Here is an 18,357-nt window from a genome sequence, read left to right on the forward strand (position 1 = left end):
ATACGGATAAGGTGTTCCACGGACGGCTCCCTTGTTTGAGATCTCAACGAACTCATTCTGGCACATCCGATGCCGTCGGGCGCCGTCCACCCCATCATGCCGTTACCTTGCGGCAGTGCTCCAGCAGACCAGAACCAAACGCTGCCACCCGGTCCCGCGAAAAAGCTCGAAGCACTCTGGGACTGGTCGTCTCGATCAATTCGGTCTTCCATTGGCGGAGCCAGCGCTTCCGCAGCTTCTGGCTCGCGGTCATGGTAGAAGGGCGACGAGCGCAATGGCGGATACAAGCGCCGTTCTGAGCCGCTGCATTCTTCGGCTGATGTCACGGCATGGCTCCCAGGGTCTGCGCGACGTCGCTTCGCTCCTGCTCCGCCCTGGGATGACGAAGGTGTGGTGTCATATGCTAATAGCCAGCGTTGGAGATTGGCGGATGTAGGTTGTCGGCAGCGAACGTTTGCAGTTGCGACACTCCCAGGCGTTAATCCCAACGTTCTCAGATCGTCTGCTTTTTCCCATCCCTGGTCGGCATCAGGTCGACGCCGTTGACCTTGCCGATATGCGTCGCCAGCATCGGCACATATTGATCGGCAGGTCCGGTGGCAAAGGCGCCGGCGAAGGCGTTCTTGGTGGCGTTGCCGAGCGGGTTGACGATGCCGGCAGCACCCGCCATCGATTCGAGATAGGTGAGGTCCTTGAAGGCGTTGGCGATGGTGAATTTGTGCGCGTCGCGGTCGCCTTCCAGCGTCCAGCGCATGAAGGTCTGATAGAAGCCGCAATCCATGCGACCGTTGCGGATGACGCTGTCGAAGCGCGGCGGCGAGATGCCGACCTTCTGCGCCAGCGCCAGCGCCTCGGAATAGATCGCGGCGTAGCCGAGCGAGATGAAATTGTTGAGCAGCTTCATGCGATGGCCGTCACCGGTGTCGCCGATATGGACGATACGCCCGGCCCAGGTTTCGAGCACCGGCTTCAGCCGGGCAAAGACCGCATCGGGCGCGCCGACCATGGCGTCGAGCGTGCCTTCCCAAGCCTCCTTCGGGGTGCGGCTGAGCGGGGCATCGACATAGGCGACGCCGAGCGCCTTGAGTTCGGCGGCCAGCGCCACCGTCGAAACGGGATCAGAGGTCGAGCAGTCGACGACAACCGATCCCTGCTTCAGGCCTTCCTTGAGGCCGCCTGGGCCGCGGATGATGGCTTCGACCTCGCGCGAGCCGGTGACGCAGATGAAGACGATGTCGCATGCCGCCGCGACATCGCGCGAGGTTGCCGCTTCCTTGGCGCCGCGGCCGAGCAGGTCTTCTGCCGGCTTGCGGTTCTTGCGGCCGAGAAACGTCAGCGGATAACCCTTGTCGACGATGTTCTTCGCGATCCCGTGCCCCATCAGGCCAAGCCCGATGAAGCCGATCTTTTCGCTCGCGGCAGTCGTGTTCATGTCGTTTCGTCCTATTTGCAGTGATGGATGACGGCGCTGCAGCTTGCCGGCGAATTGTTGAAGCGGGTTTTTGCCGCATGCCATGGCAGGCGATTGCAGAGTTCGATATTGTCTGACAATACACATGAATCTTAGGGAATGTGGAGAGCAAAATGACGAAGCGGATCATGTTCACCGGCGGCAGCGGCAAGGCCGGGCGCCACGTCGTGCAGTATCTGGTCGAGCAGGGCTGCCAGGTGCTCAACATCGACACCAAGCCGCTCGACAATCCCAAGGTGCGCACGCTGATCACCGACATCACCGACAGCGGGCAGGTGTTCAATGCGCTGTCGAGCTATATCGGCCTGCATGAATTCGACCCATCGCTGCGCACGCAGCCGGTGGATGCCGTGGTGCATTTCGCGGCGATCCCGCGCATCATGATCACGCCCGACAATGAGGTGTTCCGCATCAACGCGCTCGGCACCTACAACGTCATCGAGGCTGCGGTGAAGCTCGGCATCCGCAAGGTGGTGATCGCCTCCAGCGAAACGACCTACGGGCTGGTCTTCGCCAACGAGCCGCGCAACCCGACGCATTTTCCGCTCGACGAGGCGTACGACGTCGACCCGATGGACAGCTATGCTCTGTCCAAGGTCGTCAACGAGAAGACGGCGCGCGCCTTTGCGCTGCGCAGCGGCTTCGACATCTATGCCTTGCGCATCGGCAACGTCATCGAGCCGCATGAATATTCGCTGTTTCCGAAATGGTTCGCCGATCCGGGTTTCCGCAAGCGCATCGCCTGGAGCTATATCGACGCGCGCGATCTCGGCCAGATCACGCTGCGCGCCATCGAGAAGGACGGGCTCGGCTATCAGGTGTTCAACGCCGCCAACGACGACACCTCGTCCGACCTGCCGACAACCGAACTGCTGAAGCGGTTTTATCCCGATGTGCCGGTCAAGGGGGAACTTGGCGAATACGAGACGCTGCTCTCCAACCGCAAGGCGCGTGACATGCTCGGCTTTCGGCCGGAGCACAGCTGGCGGAAATATGTCAAGACGAGCTGACGGGCGCAGCTGACGCGAACCGGCACTGGGCCAGCCCCGAATTGCGGCTGGCACCCGCTCGTTTGCCGCGCGGCAATTGAGCTACTTGTCCTTCCAGAATTCGGCCTGCAGTTGCGCCGCTTCATCGGCAAGCAGCGGGCCGATGACTTCAGTCGGACGCTGCCCAGCTTCGAAGACGATCCTGCAGGGCAGGTCGAGCGTGGGATTCTCGACATGTGCACCCGTCAACCGCTTGAGGTCGTGTTCGCTCTGCCCAAAAACGACCCGTCCGATGCCCGCCCAATAGATTGTCCCGGAGCACATCGCGCAAGGTTCGGCCGACGTGTAGAGGGTGCAGGAAGCCAGCTTTTCGAGACTGACATTCATCGCCGCCCACGAGGCCAGCAGCCTTTCGGCATGAGCGGTGCGGTCGCCGCCGCCGGCTTTGTAAGCGTTGGGCTGCTCGCGCAACACATTGCCGTCCTTGTCGGCGAGCAGCGAACCAAAGGGATGTTCGCCAGCATCGCGGGCCTTGCGCGCGACTTCGAACGCCTGACGGAGCAGGCGCTCATCATAAGGGCGTTGTGGCATCGGCAGACCCTCCGGCAGTGCCGCTTGACCATAGTGCCGGACAATCCGCCGATACAAGTCGACAGTGGGTCAGACTGAAATCGGGTCTTTGAAGTGACCTATGCAATGCCATATTCAGCTCGAAGCGCCCGCACGACGCCAACCATCTCGCCAAATACATCGTGGACTTGGCTACCACCGAATTGCCAGAAGGTGCTTCAGAAATCGAGGTGGCGAAGAGGGCCGCAGCGGTGGATTGATCCGCATAAAAGCTCGCGCTGAATCACTTGATGCCGATGAAAGATCAGCCATAGCGAGACGCGCAGCAAACCCCCGCTGGTCACGTTCATTGAACAAGTCGTAGACCAGCGCGGGGCTTTTCAATTCCGTATATCGTGCAAATGTCATCAGGCCAGAGTGCGAACAAGTCGGCCAAATCGTCCAGTGAATAGCCAAGCTCGTTCATGTGAGCGTCAATGAGACGACGATAGAGCGTCGTCGGCTCGGCCGGGAAATTCAGCTCTTGCGGCTCCCCGCGACTTTTGTATCCCATGGCGCTGTACCGCTTCCACAAGAGCTGCTTCTGACCCGGTCCGACATAACCGAGCTCGTCCGCAGCGTATAAAAGAGCCGCCATCGACACCCGCCATTCAGGCTTAAGTCTTGCCACCAATTGCAGGTCGATGCGGCGTCCCTTGAAGTACGGGCGGATATCGTCGGCGGGGACCAGAAGACCGCTGGCAAATTCATTGGCTTCCTTCTCCATTTCTGGCGAAGGGACACTATGCATAACCAGGTGTGCGAGCTCATGAGCCAGCGTGAAGCGCATCCGGTCTGCCGACAAGTTGCCGTTCAAAACGACGATTGGAGGCAAGCCGGCAAGCCGTAGTGTTAGGCCATCAACGTCGATCTTCTCCAAATCTGTATGAAAGACGAAGATGCCAGCGCGCTCGACAAAATCGGTCAGGTTGACCAGCGGTCCGGCAGGAATGCTCCATGCTCGGCGTACAAGCTTTGCAATCTCGCGACAGTTCCTGCCGTATTCTCCGGGCTCGTATTGCGGGAGTTTCAGTTCGGGCTCGAAGATGATCGATGGCATCAGTTCCCGAAGATGCATCGCGCGAACATTGGCTCCCGCCAACACCCGGTCGATCTCGCGCTGAGATACCGACTGCCTCTTGCGCCACATCGGGTGAAAGCTGAGCGGGATACCAGACGGATGATAGTTCTTTTCGAAAAAGGCGGTGCGGACCGACAGCACCTCGGCGCAGCTCTCGATTACAGCCTGTGAGGGCTGAAGCGCGCCATTCTCAGCACGCGACAATATGGCCGCATCAACGCCGATGCGATCCGCCAGTTCCTTCTGGTGGAATCCCCGAAACTGCCGCGCCAAGCGCAGCATTGCTCCATTAAAGCCGGACATAACTTACTTCTGCTGGTCGTTTTTCCGGTCCTTATGGGTGACCGGAAGCTTGATGATAGTTGCTGCTGTGCCCGATGCCGGCGCCAGCGGCGGCGAAATTGTTCCGACGACCGGGGCGTCCTCGGCATCATCGTTGGCTACGTAGCTCCAGATCACCGACTCTCCGAACCGAGCCGCGACAAGAATAGTGTCAATCTTGGTTTCCAGTTCGTTAAGGACGTACCCGAAGTCGACGGTATGGATTTCAGGGAATTCATCGTGTGCGTATGGCAGCGAGCAGACATTGGTGAACGCCAAGGTTGCCTGCGTCGGCTGCGCGCGCGTATAGCCGCGCCTATCCATTTTTTTCAAACGCACGACCACCTGCTTTTTCAGCAGCAGGCGGATCGTCTCATAACCTTCAAGCAACCGAACCTCGGAGGCGTCTGCGTAGGCTGAACGGACTGCGTTCATAACATTCTGGTGCATGTTGACGGCAATGGTGCGCTTCAGGTCGAAGGAACCGCGATCGGGATTGCGGGAGAGCTTGTCCCATGCCGCTCGGATGATTGTACACAGCTCCGGCTCGTAGGAGCCAATGACATGGCGAATGAACGGCTCAGTGGGGAACATGCGCGACCGATTCTCCTTTGCTTCGTGGGCCAGTATCAGGCAGGCACATACCAAAATCAAGAGAAAAATTGACAGAATTCTTGACTGCCTCATGTGGTCATGCATGTTGGTCAGTATGAAAAAGCTTTCATCTTCTGACTGCGCGAAGGTTCTTCATTTGCTCTGCGAGGGGCAGTCGATCCGCAATCACTCGCATCGTGGGTTTCAGTTCACCCGGAACTGCGGCTAGGCCGTTGAGCCAGCCAGATGCTGCCGATGACGAAAACGACGCCGGCGATCTGGGGCAAGGTCAGCGTCTGATCCAGGAATACCCATCCAAGCAGCACGGCGGTCACCGGGCTGAGGAAAAGCAGCGATGACACCACCGAAGATTCGAGTCGTGCAATGCCTCGGAACCAGAGGACATAGGTCAGCGCCGCACCGATCAGGCCGAGCCACACCAGTCCAACCAGGTTGGCCGCGGTCGGGAACGGGATGGGTGGTTCGAAAAGCAGGACCACCGGAACGAGAAGGAGACCACCGGCAGTCAGTTGCCATGCCGTAAAGGCCAGCAGCGATGCTGGCGGCTGCCACTTGCGGCTCAACACGCTTCCGAAGGCCATTGAGGCCGCCCCGGCGAGGCCGGCGGCAACGCCGACCGCATCGAGCGTCGCGTTCGGGGTCAGCACCAGCAATGCAACACCGGCGATCCCGACAAGGGCGGCGACAATCGCCAACCGGCGGACAGGGCTGGCAAGCAGGGCAGCAGCGAGGAAAATCACAATCAATGGCTGGACCGACAGCACGGTCGCCGCGACCCCGCCCGGAAGCCGGTAGGCGGCGACAAACAACATGCTCAGGAAGATCGAGATGTTGAGGGCACCGAGGACGAAACTGCGCAGCCACCAGATGCCCGTCGGCAATTGCCGAACGATCGCCAGCAGCAGCAATCCGGCGGGCAGGGCACGCAGCATTGCGACCGTCATCGGCGAGAAGTTCGGCAGGAACTGCGTGGTGACGATATAGGTGCTGCCCCATATTGCCGGTGCGATGGCTGTAAGCAGCAGATCGGAACGGTGCGTCTTCATAAGATTTCCAGAACTTCGGCAAGAGGGCGGCGCGGCTTTTGCGGCCAGTTTCCGGGCGCGGCGCGGCCGACCGCGATGAGCATCACCGCCATTTCATTGCGCACAAGGCCAAACTCGCGGGCCACGCCTTCGGCATCGAAGCCTGCCATCGGACCGGAGACGAGCCCCAGCGCTTCGGCCGCGAAAATCAGCGTTGCGGCGCCAAGCGTTGCCGAGCGCACGGCTTCGTCGCGGGCCGCTAGAGGATCGGCATATTGGGCGCGGGCGCCCTCCCGCCACCCCGAAGCCATATCCGCCGGCATGAAGCCGGCTTCGACGAACGGACGGAGCCTGGCATCGAGGGCAGCGTGGTCGGGCAGTACGCCGCAGATGATGAAGGTGACGGCTGCCTCCTGCACCTTGGCCTGGCCATGGGCGAGGCTGCGCAATCGTGCCTTTGCTTCCGGCGTCCGCACCGCGATGAACCGCCAATTCTGAAGGTTGTAGGCGCTTGGCGCTCGCGTTGCGAGACGTGCCAGCTCCTCGATCTCGGCGTCCGTCAATTCGTGCGAGGCATCGAACCGATTGGCCGACATGCGCCGCTCGATAAGGGAAATTGCGGGGTTGGTCATCATGTCATTCCGAAACTGAGAAAGTCGTTCGGGAAGCAGATAGAGAATTTACCAAGGAGCGATAATATGCAACAATTGCAAGACATTATTTACTGGAAGAGAATGGTGCGATGGATCGCCTGACGGCGTTGCAGGTTTTCCGCCAGGTGGCGGAACTGAACAGCTTTGCCGAAGCTGGACGGCGGCTCGGTCTCTCTCCTCCCGCGGTCAGCAAGAACATCGCCGAACTGGAGGCGCATCTGGGGGTGCGGCTCATCAACCGGACAACGCGGCGCATGGCGCTGACCGAAGAGGGCAGGATCTATCTGGAGCATGTCACGCAGGGGCTCGATGCGCTGGCCAGGGCCGACCAGGTGCTCGGCCCGATCAAGACGGCGCCGAGCGGCACGTTGCGGGTCAGCGCGCCGATGACTGTCACGTTGACGCGGCTTTCGGCTGCGATCCCCGCGTTTCTATCGCGTTATCCCGATTTGAAACTCGATCTGCATCTTGACGACAGACGCGTCGATATCGTGCGGGAGGGATTTGACCTGGCCATTCGCGGCAGCGACAATCTCGAGGATTCCAGTCTGGTCGCCAGAAAGCTTGCGGTCATGCCGCACGTGCTTTGCGCAGCTCCGTCCTACTTCGAGGAGCATGGCCGGCCCAAAACGCCTGCCGATTTGAAGGCGGCCAATTGCATCCGGTTCAGCCTCTCGGGGCATGCGGACATATGGGAATTCCGCAAGGACGGCCGCGCCGAGCGGATCGCCATCGACGGACGATATACGGTCTCGTCAAGCCTTGCCGTGCGCGATGCGCTGCGCGCCGGCTTCGGCGTCAGCCTGATCCCTTATCCCTATGTCGAGAGCGACCTTAAAGCAGGCCGGCTGCAATCGGCTCTGGATGATTGGGACAAGGTCGAAACCACGCTCTACGCGGTCTATCCGGCACGCCAGCATCTTGCCCCGAAAATCCGCGTCTTCCTTGATTTCCTGATCGAGGAATTCAGCCGGAACAAAGAGAAACCGTTCGTGCCTCCCCGGCGTGAACGCTTGGCAAAGCGCGGTGTCGGCGAGGGGACGGAGGCGGAAAATCAAGCTGAGATATTGCCGGCGATTTCATCTCCTTGACACGCCTCCAAATCCGGACTTTGTGGAGCTATGCAGGACGCCAAGCCGAATAAGGGAAAGATAGCGGCCGAGGCGTTCGCCGAACGCACGAGCGGTATTCGCCGGGCCGATGCGGCGCGCATACCGGGGTCGAGCGTGCATGCGTCGCTGGCCAACGAAATCGGGCTGAGGATCGTGCGCGGCGACTATCCGCCGGGAACCATCCTGCCCAACGAAGCCAAATGGTCCGAGACCTTCGACGTCAGCCGCTCGGCGGTGCGCGAAGCCATAAAAATGCTGATGGCCAAGAGCCTGCTGTCGTCACGTCCCAAAATCGGCAGCTGGGTCGAGCCGAAGGAACGCTGGAACCTGCTCGATCGCGATGTGCTGGCCTGGTACGCGACCTCGCCGGACCGCGAGGTGTTCCTCAGGACCGTGCAGGAGTTCCGCCACATTATCGAGCCGGAGGCCAGCGCCTTTGCCGCCATGCGGCGCACCGATGAGCAGATGGCCGAGATCAGCCAGGCCTGCCGCGAGATGGGCGAGGCGACCAACCTGCAGGAGCGGACGCGCGCCGACACGCGGTTTCATCTCGCCATCCTGCGCGCCTCGGGCAACGATCTGCTGGTGCCGCTCGGCGTGCTGATCGAATCGGCGTTCGATCATCTGTTTGCTTATACCACCCGTGAACTCGACGATTTGCAGCATGCGCAGAGGCTGCATGAGGCAATCGAGAAGAGCATCCGGCTGCAGCGGCCGGACGCGGCGCGCAATGCGGTGCGCAAGCTGCTGGCCAATACCGACAGCGTCATCAAGTCCAGGTAGCCGCCGCCACACATTCAAACAGTCGGATTGTGTCGGTGCGGCCGCCGATGGTGCGCGCTTGACCAATGTTTGCCGGCGAGGTTTCGGCACGAATGGTTCCCGTCAATCGATACGAAATGGGTCTGTTTGACGAACCGGCTGCCGATTAGCTTCCAGATGCGCAAGTCGCTTGGGTCGACCTTAACAACAAGCATAGGGGAAATCGGCATGAGCATGAAAAATGGGCTATCGAAAATTGGCTTCCACGTCAGCCGGGTTGTCGCCATTTCGGCGGTGGCCTTGCTGCCGGTCTTCGGCGCAGCGGCCATGGCGCAGGACAAGGATATCTCGATCTATTTTGTCGGCTGTGCCGCACCGACGGGCTTTCATGGCTATCTGGCACGCGGCGCCGAGGAGGCCGGCAAAAACCTCGGCGTGAAGGTCACCTATATTTTCCCGGATCAGCTTACCATTCCAAACCAGGTGCAGAAGATCGAGGAGGCGATCGCCGCCCAGGCCAACGGCATCGCCATCTGCGCCTTCGCCGAGGATTCGTCCTATGCCGATGTCGCCGCGCGCGCCAAGGAAGCCGGCATTGCCTTCGGCAGCGCCGCCGCGCCGCCGTCCGGCTCGCAAGTGCGCGATCCCAACGATTTCTTCCTGTTCCGCACCGGATCTGATGAAGCGGCGGCGGGCAAGTTGACGGCGCAGCGACTGGTCTCGATGGGCGTCAAGGGCCGCGTCGTGGTCGCCAATCAACAGCCGGGCGACGCGAGCTGCCAGCTCAGGGCGACGTCGCAGATCGATGAGCTCAAGAAGGCCGGCATCGAGGCCGACTTCCTCGAACTGACCATGGATCCGGGCCAGCAGGCGGAAGCGCTGTCAAATTACCTGCGCGTGCACCCCGATACGGCCGCAGCCACGAGCACATGCGACGTGATCGACGGTTTCCTCTCCGCCAAGGCAGACAGCGGCCGGGACGACCTGGTGCTCACCGGCTACGACATCGTCGCGCAATCGCTCGATGCGATAAAGGATGGCCGGCAGGCGTTCACCATCGACCAGCAGCAGTTCTGGCGCGGCTACATGCCTGTGCTGCTCCTGACCCACTACCTGAAATACGGCCTGATCGAAGGTAACTACTTCCTGACCGGTCCGACGGTCGTCGACAAGGACAATGTGGAGCGCGTCTCGGCATTGGTGAAGGAGGGCTATCGCTGATGCACGCCGCCCAAAAGTCCATCAGTGGTTTTTGGACGACAGCAAAAACCTAGCACGCGTCCAGGACGGGCGGCCAAGCCGCCCGTTCGCCATCTTCGTGGCCACTCTTGTATCGGGGTGACGGCATGAACGAACAGCCCGGGCCGAATGCGGCCAACAAGCCTTCCTCCCGTGTGGTCGCCGGCGAGGCGCTGAGACGGCTGATGCTGCGGCCGGAGGCGACGTCGATCGCGGCCGTCGTCATCCTGTTCCTGGTCTTCACCGCGCTCAGCCCGCAGCTTTTCCCCACCAGGCTGTCCTACATCAGCATCATGGCCGTCGCGGCCGAACTCGGTATCGTCAGCGTCGGCGTCACGCTGCTGATGATCGGCGGTCACTTCGACTTGTCGGTGGGCGCGGTGCTCGGACTCACCTCGTTCGTCTGCGTGGTGCTGATGCGCGACTTCGGCCTGCCACCGATCGTCGCCGCGCCGGTCGCGGTGGCCGTCGGAGCCGCGCTTGGCTGGGCCAACGGCATGATCGTGGTCAGGTTCCGCATCCATTCCTTCGTCGTGACGCTCGGCACCATGCTGATCTGGCGCGGCATACTGATCGCGCTGACCGGCGGCTTTCCGATGACGGTCGCCATTCCGCCTGGATTCAAGGCCATAATGGCGGGTCCGCTGCTTGCCGGCTTTCGTATGTCGATGCTGTGGTTCCTGGCAATCGGGCTGGCAGGCACCTTCCTGCTGGCGCGCACCAGGTTCGGCAACTGGATCCAGGCACGTGGCCAAAACGAACAGGCGGCGCGCAATCTCGGCGTACCGGTGGACCGCGTCACCGTCATCCTGTTCATGATCACATCCGCGCTAGCAGCCATCGCCGGCGTCATCCAGGTTGCCCGCTTTTCCTCCGTCGACGCATTGCGCGGCGAGGGCATCGAACTGCAGGCGGTAGCCGTTACAGTTATCGGCGGGACGCTGCTGGCCGGCGGCTACGGCAGCGTCATCGGCACCATTCTCGGAGCCGTCACCTTCGGCATGATCCAGGTCGGCCTGGTGCTGGCAGGCGCTCCCGGCCATTTCTTCCGCACGCTCACCGGCGTCATTGTCGTCGGCGCGGTCATCCTCAATACCTCGGTGGCGCGCCGCATCGCCAAATCCAGGCCGATGGGCGGCTTCAAGCGCGACAGCAGTGCTGCCGACGCGGCGATTGCCGGCAACGCCGCAACGGCGGAGATACGGCCCGCCGGCAGCCTGGCGAAGGAGAAGACGCGATGAGCGAGCCGTCTGGCCTGGATGCCCAGCGCGGGGCCCGGCTGCCGGCCGGCAGCGGCTCCGACGACCTGACCCTTCGCCGCCCTCCGGTCGAGCCGGTCGCTGCCGGCGCGGTGCCGGTGATCGAGGCTGTCAACCTGTCGAAAGGGTTCGGCGCCACCACCGCGCTGGTCGACGTGTCGCTAAGCGCCTATGCCGGACGCATCCTGGCGCTGCTGGGCGACAACGGCGCCGGCAAATCGACCTTGATCAAGATCCTGTCCGGCGTCTTCCCGCCGGACAGGGGAGAATTGCGCTTCAACGGCGAGAAGGTGGCTTTCGCCAACCCGGCTCAGGCGCGCGAACGCGGCATTGCCACGGTGTTCCAGGACCTTGCCGTCTGCGAATTGCTGTCGGTCACACGCAATGTCGTGCTCGGCCGCGAACCGCTGAAAGGTTTCGGACCGTTCAAATGGCTCGACATGAAACGCGCCGACGACATGGCGCGCTCGGCGCTGCATCAGCTCGGGGTGCGCTGGGAACGCGGCCTGGACGAACGCGGCGTCAACATTTCCGGCGGCGAACGCCAGTCCCTGGCAATCGCAAGAGCCATGTTCTTCGGATCGTCGCTGCTTGTGCTGGATGAGCCTACGTCGGCTCTGGCCGTGCGTCAGGCAGGCCGGGTGCTCGAGCACATTCTCAGGGCACGCGAGCAGGGCCAGGCGGTCATCCTGATCACCCACAATTTCCGTCACGCGCTCTCGGTGGCCGACGATCTGGTGGTTCTGGCGCAGGGGCGCGTGGCGGGCCGGTTCCGGCGTGACGAGATCGAGCTCGACGAATTGACCGACCTCGTTGCCCGTGTCGGGTGAGATGACAATGCAGCAGTTCAGGAGCAGGAAATGACCGTAAAGACCGCAAGGAAGCGTGTCGTCATCCACGAGGACGACGTCGGCATGAGCCATGGCGCAAATGTCGCGTTTTTCGAACTGTCGAAGTTCGGCACATGCAGTTCCGGTTCGGTGATGGCGCCATGCCCGTGGTTCCCGGAAGCCGCTCAGATCGCCGTCGCCAATCCCGATTTCGACCTCGGCGTGCACTTGACGCTGACCAGCGAGCAGAAGCCGTATCGCTGGCGTCCGCTGACCAACCCGCCCAAATCGGCTGCGATGACTGACGAGTTCGGCTATTTCTGGCCGACCGTACCGCAGGCGCGCAAAGCCCATCCCGATGCGGTGGAAGCGGAACTGCGTGCGCAGATCGAATGCGCCATCGCTGCCGGCATCGACATCACCCATCTCGACGCTCACATGGGCACGGCGCAGATGCCGGAATTCATCGCCATCTATCGCAAGCTCGGCCGGGAATACCGGCTGCCGGCGCTGCTGGTGAAGGACCTGTCGGGCTACAACCCGGCGAGCTATGCCGGTGAGCTGGACATCGCCCGCTACGATGCCGAAATCGTAAAGGCGCAAGCGGCAGGCGAACCGGTGTTCGACATCGTTCTGGAAACGCCCTGGGCGCGCAAGACGGATGCGCAGACGGCCTACCACGCGATGTTTGCCAGAATCCCGGAGGGGTTGAGTTTCCTGTCGCTGCATTTCAACACGGTAGGCGATTTCGAGGCGATCAATCCTCCGGATGCCCATCTGCGGACCGAGGAATACGCGTTGTTCAAGACGGCGCGCGTCAAGGCGTGGATCAGCGAGTTCGACATCGAAGTGATCGGCATGCGCGGCATGCGTGATGAACTGCGCGCCGCCAAGATCTGAAAGCCGACGATCTTATGAGGCCAGATGCCGCCGGGTCAGCCCGATCAGCAGCGCCTGGTCGCGGGCGGCGTGTTCGGGCGGGTTGACGACGGCATCGCCATTGACGATCGCCGCCCAGAAGCCACGCATCTCCTCGACGAAGGCTTCGGCGTAACCGGCCCGCAAATCTTTCTTCGACAGCGTGTGACCGTCCGAGGTCGTCACCGTCAGCCGGGTCGGATGATGGTTGAGCCAGGGCGAGGGGAATTCGAGCTCGAGGCTGGCATCGTCGAAGAACAGCGTGATCCGCTCCTTGTAGTCGGCGAGCTTGGGCACGGTGAGATGCGTCATGGTCCACAGCGCCTGCCCGTCCAGCAACTTGACGGCGCCCTGGCCGCCGTCGCCATTGGCAAAGATCTGCGCGCCGACGACCTCGCCGTCCGGCACGCCGAGCGCATCGAGCAGGCCATGGACGGCATTGACATCGTGAATCAAGGCCGAGCTGTAAGCGCCGGTAAATCCACGGAAAGCGAGATCGGTCAGATGCACGCCGACGGCCTCTTCGACCTGGCGCTTCTGCTTTGCGGCGACAGTGGCGACCATGTCTTGTGGGATATCGGTACCGCGCCTGTAGGGCTGATGGGCAATGAACGGCCAGGCGTCGGGATCGTTTACCTCCACCGAGACCGCGCGCAGCGTGCTCGATGTTCCAGGCAGCGAAGCGAGCGCCAGCCGGTAATTCGGATCAAAGCGCTTCATATAGCCGACCTGAACGATTTTCCTGGCGGCATCGCGCGCGGCGATGATCCCGGCGATTTCCGCCAGCGGATAGCAGAGTGGTTTTTCGCAAAAGACGTGCAGGCCAACCGCCAGCGCCGCCAGCACCTGTTCGTGATGCAGCGGGTCCGGCGAGCCGATCACCACCGCGTCGAGGCGTTGGTCGAAGAGCTGGTCGATTGTTTCGAAATTGGCAATGCCATGGGTGTCGGTGACGAACTGCCGCGAAATCCTGGAGGGATCGGCGACCCCGACCAGCTCGAACAATTCACCGAGGCGCAGCAGATTGGGGATGTGCTCGACCTGCGAGATCATGCCGGCGCCGACGACCCCGACGCGTATCCTGCTCATTGGATCATTCCCCGCAATGTCCGATTGTCAGCTCAAGGCGCCGCAGGCGGCCGGTTGCCGATCTGGGCGAGCAGGCCGGCAATCTCCGCCTCGACCGCTTTCAGATCCTCGCCGCCCGACATGATCGAGATGACCTCGTCGCGCGAAATCTCGGACTTGGCGTAGGTGCCGCGATTGCGGCCGCGGTTGAGCAGCGTGAAGGTGTCGCCGACCGGATAGGCATGGTGGATGTTGTGGCTGATGAAGATCACGGCCAAACCCCGCATGCGTGCTTCGATGATGAACTTCAGCACCATCGCCGCCTGGTGGACGCCGAGTGCGGACGTCGGCTCGTCGAGAATCAGCACGCGCGCGCCAAAATGCACGGCGCGGGCGATCGCCACCGACTGGCGCTCGCCGCCCGACAGCGTGCCGACGGCCTGCGTCGGATCGCGCACGTCGATGCCGATATCGGCCATCGCCTGCCTGGCGATGGTGTTGGCGCGCTCTTTGTCGATGCGCGAGAAGGGCAGGCTGCTTTTGGTTGGCTCGCGGCCGAGGAAGAAGTTACGGGTGATCGACATCAGCGAGATCATGCCGAGGTCCTGGAACACCGTTGCCACGCCGAGCTCCTGCGCGTCGCGCGGGCTGCGGAAGGTGACCGGCTTGCCGTCGACCAGGATTTCGCCCTTGCTCGGCCGATAGACGCCGGACAAAACCTTGATCAGCGTCGACTTGCCGGCGCCGTTATCGCCGAGCAGGCAGTGGACCTCGCCCGGATAGACCTTGATGTCGATGTTCTGGAGGGCGCGCACCGAGCCGAAATTGACGCTGACGCCGCGCAGTTCCATTGCCGGTTCGGTCATTTGGGCCGGTTCGGTCATTTGGGCCGGTTCGGTCATTTGCCACCTCCGCGGCCGAGCGCCTTCAGCCTGATGTAGTTGTTGACCAGCACGGCCATCAGGATGACGATGCCGAGGAAGACCTTGAACCAGTCGGTGTCGATGCCGGTGTAGAAGATGCCCATCTGCACCAGCCCGAAGATCAGCGCGCCGAACAGCACGCCATAGACGGTGCCGTAGCCGCCGGTGAGCAGCACGCCGCCGATGACGGCGGCGATGATCGCCTCGAATTCCTTGAGCAGGCCGCGCGTGGTGTCGGCGGAGCCCGCCTCCATCACCTGGATGGTGGCAAGCAGCGTCGCCGCGCAGGCGGTGTAGACGAACAGGCTGATCTTGACGCGATCGACCGGCACGCCGACGTTGCGGGCTGCGATCAGGTCGCCGCCGGTGGCGAAGATCCAGTTGCCGTATTTCGTCTGGGTGAGCACGTAGCCGGCCAGCGCCGTCAGGCCGAGCCACCAGACGATCGACATCGGAATGCCGGCGACGAAGGGAATGCCGTCGCTGCGGGTGGCGATCCAGCCTTGCGCGCCCATCCAGCGGAACAGGCCGGTGAGCAGATGGCCGTTGAAAATGCCGGCCGTTGCCGGGTCCGGTACGCCTTCGAGTATGTAAGGGATCTGGGTGCGGCCGGTGACGGCGCGGGTGATGCCGATCGACAGTCCGCGCAGGATATAGAGGGTGGCGAGCGTGACGATGAAGGAGGGCAGGCGCGTCTTCACCACGATCAGGCCGTTGAGATAGCCGGTGAGGATGGCAACGGCGAAGGCACAGGCGATGCCGCCCCATAGCGGCAGGCCCCAGTACTTCACCGTCAGCCCGATGACGACACCGGCAAAGCCGACCATGGAGCCGACCGAAAGATCGAACTCGCCGGCGATGATGAGGAGTGCTGCCGCGGTGGCGACGATGCCGAGCTCCGCCGACAGCGTCAGGAATGTCATCGATCCCTGCAGCGAATAGAGGTTTGCCGCGCCCGGCAGCAGCGCAAAGATGATGATCGTCGCAAGCAGCCCACCGGCGGCACCGGCTTCCGGCCGGCGCAGCCACTGGGTCAGCTTGCCGGTGCTGGCCAGCCGCTCGTCGGCGCCGGCGGCCCGCTTCGACGTCATGCCGAAGCGGTCGGTCGCCTTCAGTTCGCCCGGAGATATAGCCTTGTCTTCCACGACCGCCATTAGGCTCTCCAATCGCTCAATTCGCAATCTTCGAAGGAACGGGAGAGCGCTTGGCGCATTCTCCCGTTCCGTCGGAGCGCTTGCCTAGCGGATGCCCTCTTTGGCGAGCGCCAGGATCGCCTTGGCTTTTTCCGGCGAGTCTATGAACAGCGGTCCGGTATAGGCGTTGTTCTGCGGCCAGAAGCCGTGCGTCGCTTGCTCGACCAGATAGATCACCGGCAGATAGCCCATCAGATATTGCTGGGCGTCCATGCCGAAGCCCATTTCGCCGGCCACGACCGAATCGAGGACCTCCGGGCTGATGTCGAATGTGTAGAGCTTGAGCTTGCCGAACAGTTCCTTGTCGCGAAACATCGGGATCAGCGGGTTGGCGGCGGTGGCGCCGAGCGCAAAGACGGCCTGCGTGTCGGGATGCGCCGACAGATAGGCTTCGGTGCGGCGCTGGATGTCTGCGGGATCCGGCGCCACGGCCAGAACCTCGGTGCCGCCGCCGGAGGGCTTCAGCCCGTCATTGAGGCCCTGGCAGCGCTGGTCGAGGCTGACATTGCCGACCTCGTGGTTGATGCAGACGACCTTGAGCGTGCCTTCCTTGGCCAGCCGCTCGCCGGCTTTCTTGCCGGAATCATATTCGGAAACGGTGCCGACATAGAGCGTCGTGCCGAGCTCGGCGCCTTCCTTTTCGCCGGAATCCAGAACCACCATGGGAATATTGGCGGCAAGCCCGGATTTGATCGATTTGCCGAGCGCATTGGCGTCGGCGATGGAGACGGCGATACCGTCCGGCTTGGTGGCGATAGCGGCGTCGAGAAGCCGGGCCTGCTCGACCACGTCGAAGACCTGCGGCGCGTAATATTCGACCTTGGCACCGGTAAGGGCGGCCGCGTCATCGACGCCGCGCTTGACCACCGACCAATAGGGATCGGACGCCGACCCATGCACTACGAAGGTGATGCGGACGTCCTTCGGATCCTTCAGGCCCGCGGCATGCGCGATACCCGTCATCAGGCCCGCCGAAACGAAGGCGCCCAATGCCACTTTCAGAAGAGTTTTCATCTTATTCTCCCATTTGTCGTTGCAGTTCCAATCCCTCTGGCGCCGTTTTCCGGCCGCGACGATCGGCTCACGTTGCGGATCGGGTGGCCGCTTTGCGGGCCTTTGCCGACGCCGATCGCTGTTCGTCCGCGGTGTTGCCGCGGGTTGTTGTTGATGATCGCCCCGCCGAGAGCGCTGCGCGAAGCTCCTCGCGCAACGGCTTCATGCCGATGACGTCGATCGGCTGTGCGGCGAGCCAGTCGCGAAAGCCCTGGTCGCGGAACAGCTCGTACTCTTCGGTGCGGATATAGGCGGAGCGCGGCTCGATCAGCTCGAGGTCACCGGGCGCGTTGCAATGCAGGCAAAAGAAGGTCAGGCCGTCGCGCACACCGTCGATGAGCGCTTTGTAAGCCGGCTCGATCGGCCTGGAGCGCGGCCGGCCCCAGGTCGTCTGGATGGCGGCGTCGAAAATGGCAAAGCCGCCGGCACGGGCCAGCGCCACGCCGCGCTGGAACGCCTCCTCGGTGACGCCGACCAGATTGTCGTTGGGGGAATAGGCGGACAGCGTCTTGGTCAGCAGCACCGGCAGCTGATATTCGAGCCCGAGCTTGATGTAGATGTTGCAGAATTCCGGCGACAATGCCGCTCCCATATGCGCGTCGAGGTGGGTGACGTCGATGCCGGCGCGATAGGCGGTGTCGATCTGGGCGCGAAGCTCGGCCTCGACCGCCTGCGGCACCGCCTTGCGGCGCGTGGTCGCCACATCGGGCCAGAAGAAGCCGAACTCGTCGGTCAGGCCGGCCGCCCGCGACGGTGCGGTCAAGGGCCGCCATTTGTAGTGCTGCTTCTCGCTGTTCAGCGTCAGGTGAACGCCAAGGTCGAGGGCAGGGTTGGCGGCGGCGCTTTCGGCCATTTCGAGGAACCACGGGCACGGCACCATCACCGCGCCGGAACTGCAGACACCCAGCCCGCTCAATTCGAGGAAGGCGCTGTTGGCGCCGTGGCACATGCCGACATCGTCCTCGTGGAGTACGATCCGTTTGCTGGAGCCGGCGGCGTTCACGAACGGCCGCCTTTCCGCCGGCACGCCGGTTTCGAGGGTCTTCCAAAGTGTGTCCCGTATTTCATGGAACCAACCGTTTGCCCAACTGGCCGGAATGGAACGCCGAAACCTGCCTTTCCGACAGGGCCACTTTGGCGAATTCGGATGGGTACAATTTGCCTGCCGGCTGAGACACTTAGCTGCCGATTCCCCCAATCACGGTTCAAAACCAGTCACAGGAACCGTCTTCCGGG

General features: G+C 62.5%; 19 protein-coding genes. 7 read left to right on the forward strand and 12 right to left on the reverse strand.

The genetic code is table 11. The features are described from left to right. The coding region (locus tag NKJ15_RS28110; protein WP_352819090.1) for a hypothetical protein at positions 1–326 on the reverse strand (326 nt) is incomplete at its 3' end. A 167-nt stretch (positions 327–493) separates the two neighbouring features. Further along, a complete protein-coding gene (locus NKJ15_RS28115) occupies positions 494–1,432 on the reverse strand; it encodes an NAD(P)-dependent oxidoreductase (protein ID WP_352819092.1) in 939 nt (312 codons plus the stop codon). A gap of 152 nt (positions 1,433–1,584) precedes the next feature. Between NKJ15_RS28115 and NKJ15_RS28120 the strand changes: the two genes are divergently transcribed. Further along, positions 1,585–2,481, forward strand: coding sequence for an NAD-dependent epimerase/dehydratase family protein (locus NKJ15_RS28120; protein WP_352748959.1), 897 nt, complete (start codon positions 1,585–1,587; stop codon positions 2,479–2,481). Between the two features lie 81 nt (positions 2,482–2,562). Here the strand turns inward: NKJ15_RS28120 and NKJ15_RS28125 are convergent, their stop codons facing one another. The 5 genes from NKJ15_RS28125 to NKJ15_RS28145 form a co-directional block, all read right to left on the reverse strand. After that, a complete protein-coding gene (locus NKJ15_RS28125) occupies positions 2,563–3,051 on the reverse strand; it encodes a nucleoside deaminase (RefSeq protein WP_352819093.1) in 489 nt (162 codons plus the stop codon). Positions 3,052–3,376: 325 nt separating this feature from the next. Continuing rightward, positions 3,377–4,453, reverse strand: coding sequence for a helix-turn-helix domain-containing protein (locus NKJ15_RS28130; protein ID WP_352819095.1), 1,077 nt, complete (start codon positions 4,451–4,453; stop codon positions 3,377–3,379). 3 nt (positions 4,454–4,456) lie between these two features. Further along, entirely contained in the window at positions 4,457–5,065 is a 609-nt protein-coding gene (locus NKJ15_RS28135; RefSeq protein ID WP_352819097.1) for a hypothetical protein, read from the reverse strand. Between the two features lie 209 nt (positions 5,066–5,274). Continuing rightward, positions 5,275–6,132, reverse strand: coding sequence for an EamA family transporter (locus NKJ15_RS28140; RefSeq protein ID WP_352819098.1), 858 nt, complete (start codon positions 6,130–6,132; stop codon positions 5,275–5,277). Next, the gene (locus tag NKJ15_RS28145) at positions 6,129–6,743 is read right to left on the reverse strand and encodes a nitroreductase family protein (protein ID WP_352819100.1); all 615 of its coding nucleotides are present in this window, start codon (positions 6,741–6,743) and stop codon (positions 6,129–6,131) included. Before NKJ15_RS28145 ends, NKJ15_RS28140 begins: the two co-directional genes overlap by 4 nt. A gap of 110 nt (positions 6,744–6,853) precedes the next feature. Here NKJ15_RS28145 and NKJ15_RS28150 point away from each other — a divergent pair, with 110 nt between their 5' ends. The 6 genes from NKJ15_RS28150 (at position 6,854) to NKJ15_RS28175 (ending at position 12,866) form a co-directional block, all read left to right on the forward strand. After that, positions 6,854–7,855, forward strand: a complete 1,002-nt coding sequence (locus tag NKJ15_RS28150; RefSeq protein ID WP_352819102.1) for a LysR family transcriptional regulator — start codon at positions 6,854–6,856, stop codon at positions 7,853–7,855. A 30-nt stretch (positions 7,856–7,885) separates the two neighbouring features. Continuing rightward, on the forward strand, positions 7,886–8,659 hold the full coding sequence (locus NKJ15_RS28155) for a FadR/GntR family transcriptional regulator (protein WP_352647061.1): 774 nt from the start codon (positions 7,886–7,888) through the stop codon (positions 8,657–8,659). 207 nt (positions 8,660–8,866) lie between these two features. Then, on the forward strand, positions 8,867–9,859 hold the full coding sequence (locus tag NKJ15_RS28160; RefSeq protein WP_352542459.1) for a substrate-binding domain-containing protein: 993 nt from the start codon (positions 8,867–8,869) through the stop codon (positions 9,857–9,859). 125 nt (positions 9,860–9,984) lie between these two features. Then, a complete protein-coding gene (locus tag NKJ15_RS28165) occupies positions 9,985–11,118 on the forward strand; it encodes an ABC transporter permease (protein ID WP_352684775.1) in 1,134 nt (377 codons plus the stop codon). Then, positions 11,115–11,966, forward strand: a complete 852-nt coding sequence (locus NKJ15_RS28170) for an ATP-binding cassette domain-containing protein (protein WP_352542457.1) — start codon at positions 11,115–11,117, stop codon at positions 11,964–11,966. The genes NKJ15_RS28165 and NKJ15_RS28170 overlap by 4 nt, the downstream gene beginning before the upstream one ends. A 30-nt stretch (positions 11,967–11,996) precedes the next feature. Next, positions 11,997–12,866, forward strand: a complete 870-nt coding sequence (locus NKJ15_RS28175) for a polysaccharide deacetylase family protein (RefSeq protein ID WP_352503161.1) — start codon at positions 11,997–11,999, stop codon at positions 12,864–12,866. Between the two features lie 12 nt (positions 12,867–12,878). Here NKJ15_RS28175 and NKJ15_RS28180 read toward each other — a convergent pair whose 3' ends face one another. From NKJ15_RS28180 to NKJ15_RS28200, 5 genes are all read right to left on the reverse strand, one after another. Next, positions 12,879–13,973 (reverse strand): Gfo/Idh/MocA family protein, encoded by a 1,095-nt coding sequence (locus tag NKJ15_RS28180; protein WP_352819103.1) that lies wholly within the window; start codon positions 13,971–13,973, stop codon positions 12,879–12,881. A 32-nt stretch (positions 13,974–14,005) separates the two neighbouring features. Next, on the reverse strand, positions 14,006–14,818 hold the full coding sequence (locus tag NKJ15_RS28185) for an ATP-binding cassette domain-containing protein (protein WP_352647081.1): 813 nt from the start codon (positions 14,816–14,818) through the stop codon (positions 14,006–14,008). Positions 14,819–14,850: 32 nt separating this feature from the next. Then, a complete protein-coding gene (locus NKJ15_RS28190) occupies positions 14,851–15,966 on the reverse strand; it encodes an ABC transporter permease (protein WP_352465372.1) in 1,116 nt (371 codons plus the stop codon). A 147-nt stretch (positions 15,967–16,113) separates the two neighbouring features. Next, positions 16,114–17,082, reverse strand: coding sequence for a rhizopine catabolism ABC transporter substrate-binding protein (locus NKJ15_RS28195; RefSeq protein ID WP_352542454.1), 969 nt, complete (start codon positions 17,080–17,082; stop codon positions 16,114–16,116). 67 nt (positions 17,083–17,149) lie between these two features. Continuing rightward, entirely contained in the window at positions 17,150–18,124 is a 975-nt protein-coding gene (locus tag NKJ15_RS28200; protein WP_352819105.1) for a polysaccharide deacetylase family protein, read from the reverse strand. Between the last annotated feature and the right edge of the window lie 233 nt (positions 18,125–18,357).

It is taken from the genome of Mesorhizobium sp. M0207, from assembly GCF_040321995.1.
Lineage (GTDB): Bacteria > Pseudomonadota > Alphaproteobacteria > Rhizobiales > Rhizobiaceae > Mesorhizobium.

Bases quoted from the DNA above. Each gene is read 5' to 3' on its own strand.
- NKJ15_RS28115 (WP_352819092.1), bottom strand. From the start codon at position 1,432: ATGAACACGACTGCCGCGAGCGAAAAGATCGGCTTCATCGGGCTTGGC.
- NKJ15_RS28120 (WP_352748959.1), top strand. From the start codon at position 1,585: ATGACGAAGCGGATCATGTTCACCGGCGGCAGCGGCAAGGCCGGGCGC.
- NKJ15_RS28125 (WP_352819093.1), bottom strand. From the start codon at position 3,051: ATGCCACAACGCCCTTATGATGAGCGCCTGCTCCGTCAGGCGTTCGAA.
- NKJ15_RS28130 (WP_352819095.1), bottom strand. From the start codon at position 4,453: ATGTCCGGCTTTAATGGAGCAATGCTGCGCTTGGCGCGGCAGTTTCGG.
- NKJ15_RS28135 (WP_352819097.1), bottom strand. From the start codon at position 5,065: ATGTTCCCCACTGAGCCGTTCATTCGCCATGTCATTGGCTCCTACGAG.
- NKJ15_RS28140 (WP_352819098.1), bottom strand. From the start codon at position 6,132: ATGAAGACGCACCGTTCCGATCTGCTGCTTACAGCCATCGCACCGGCA.
- NKJ15_RS28145 (WP_352819100.1), bottom strand. From the start codon at position 6,743: ATGACCAACCCCGCAATTTCCCTTATCGAGCGGCGCATGTCGGCCAAT.
- NKJ15_RS28150 (WP_352819102.1), top strand. From the start codon at position 6,854: ATGGATCGCCTGACGGCGTTGCAGGTTTTCCGCCAGGTGGCGGAACTG.
- NKJ15_RS28155 (WP_352647061.1), top strand. From the start codon at position 7,886: ATGCAGGACGCCAAGCCGAATAAGGGAAAGATAGCGGCCGAGGCGTTC.
- NKJ15_RS28160 (WP_352542459.1), top strand. From the start codon at position 8,867: ATGAGCATGAAAAATGGGCTATCGAAAATTGGCTTCCACGTCAGCCGG.
- NKJ15_RS28165 (WP_352684775.1), top strand. From the start codon at position 9,985: ATGAACGAACAGCCCGGGCCGAATGCGGCCAACAAGCCTTCCTCCCGT.
- NKJ15_RS28170 (WP_352542457.1), top strand. From the start codon at position 11,115: ATGAGCGAGCCGTCTGGCCTGGATGCCCAGCGCGGGGCCCGGCTGCCG.
- NKJ15_RS28175 (WP_352503161.1), top strand. From the start codon at position 11,997: ATGACCGTAAAGACCGCAAGGAAGCGTGTCGTCATCCACGAGGACGAC.
- NKJ15_RS28180 (WP_352819103.1), bottom strand. From the start codon at position 13,973: ATGAGCAGGATACGCGTCGGGGTCGTCGGCGCCGGCATGATCTCGCAG.
- NKJ15_RS28185 (WP_352647081.1), bottom strand. From the start codon at position 14,818: ATGACCGAACCGGCAATGGAACTGCGCGGCGTCAGCGTCAATTTCGGC.
- NKJ15_RS28190 (WP_352465372.1), bottom strand. From the start codon at position 15,966: ATGACGTCGAAGCGGGCCGCCGGCGCCGACGAGCGGCTGGCCAGCACC.
- NKJ15_RS28195 (WP_352542454.1), bottom strand. From the start codon at position 17,082: ATGAAAACTCTTCTGAAAGTGGCATTGGGCGCCTTCGTTTCGGCGGGC.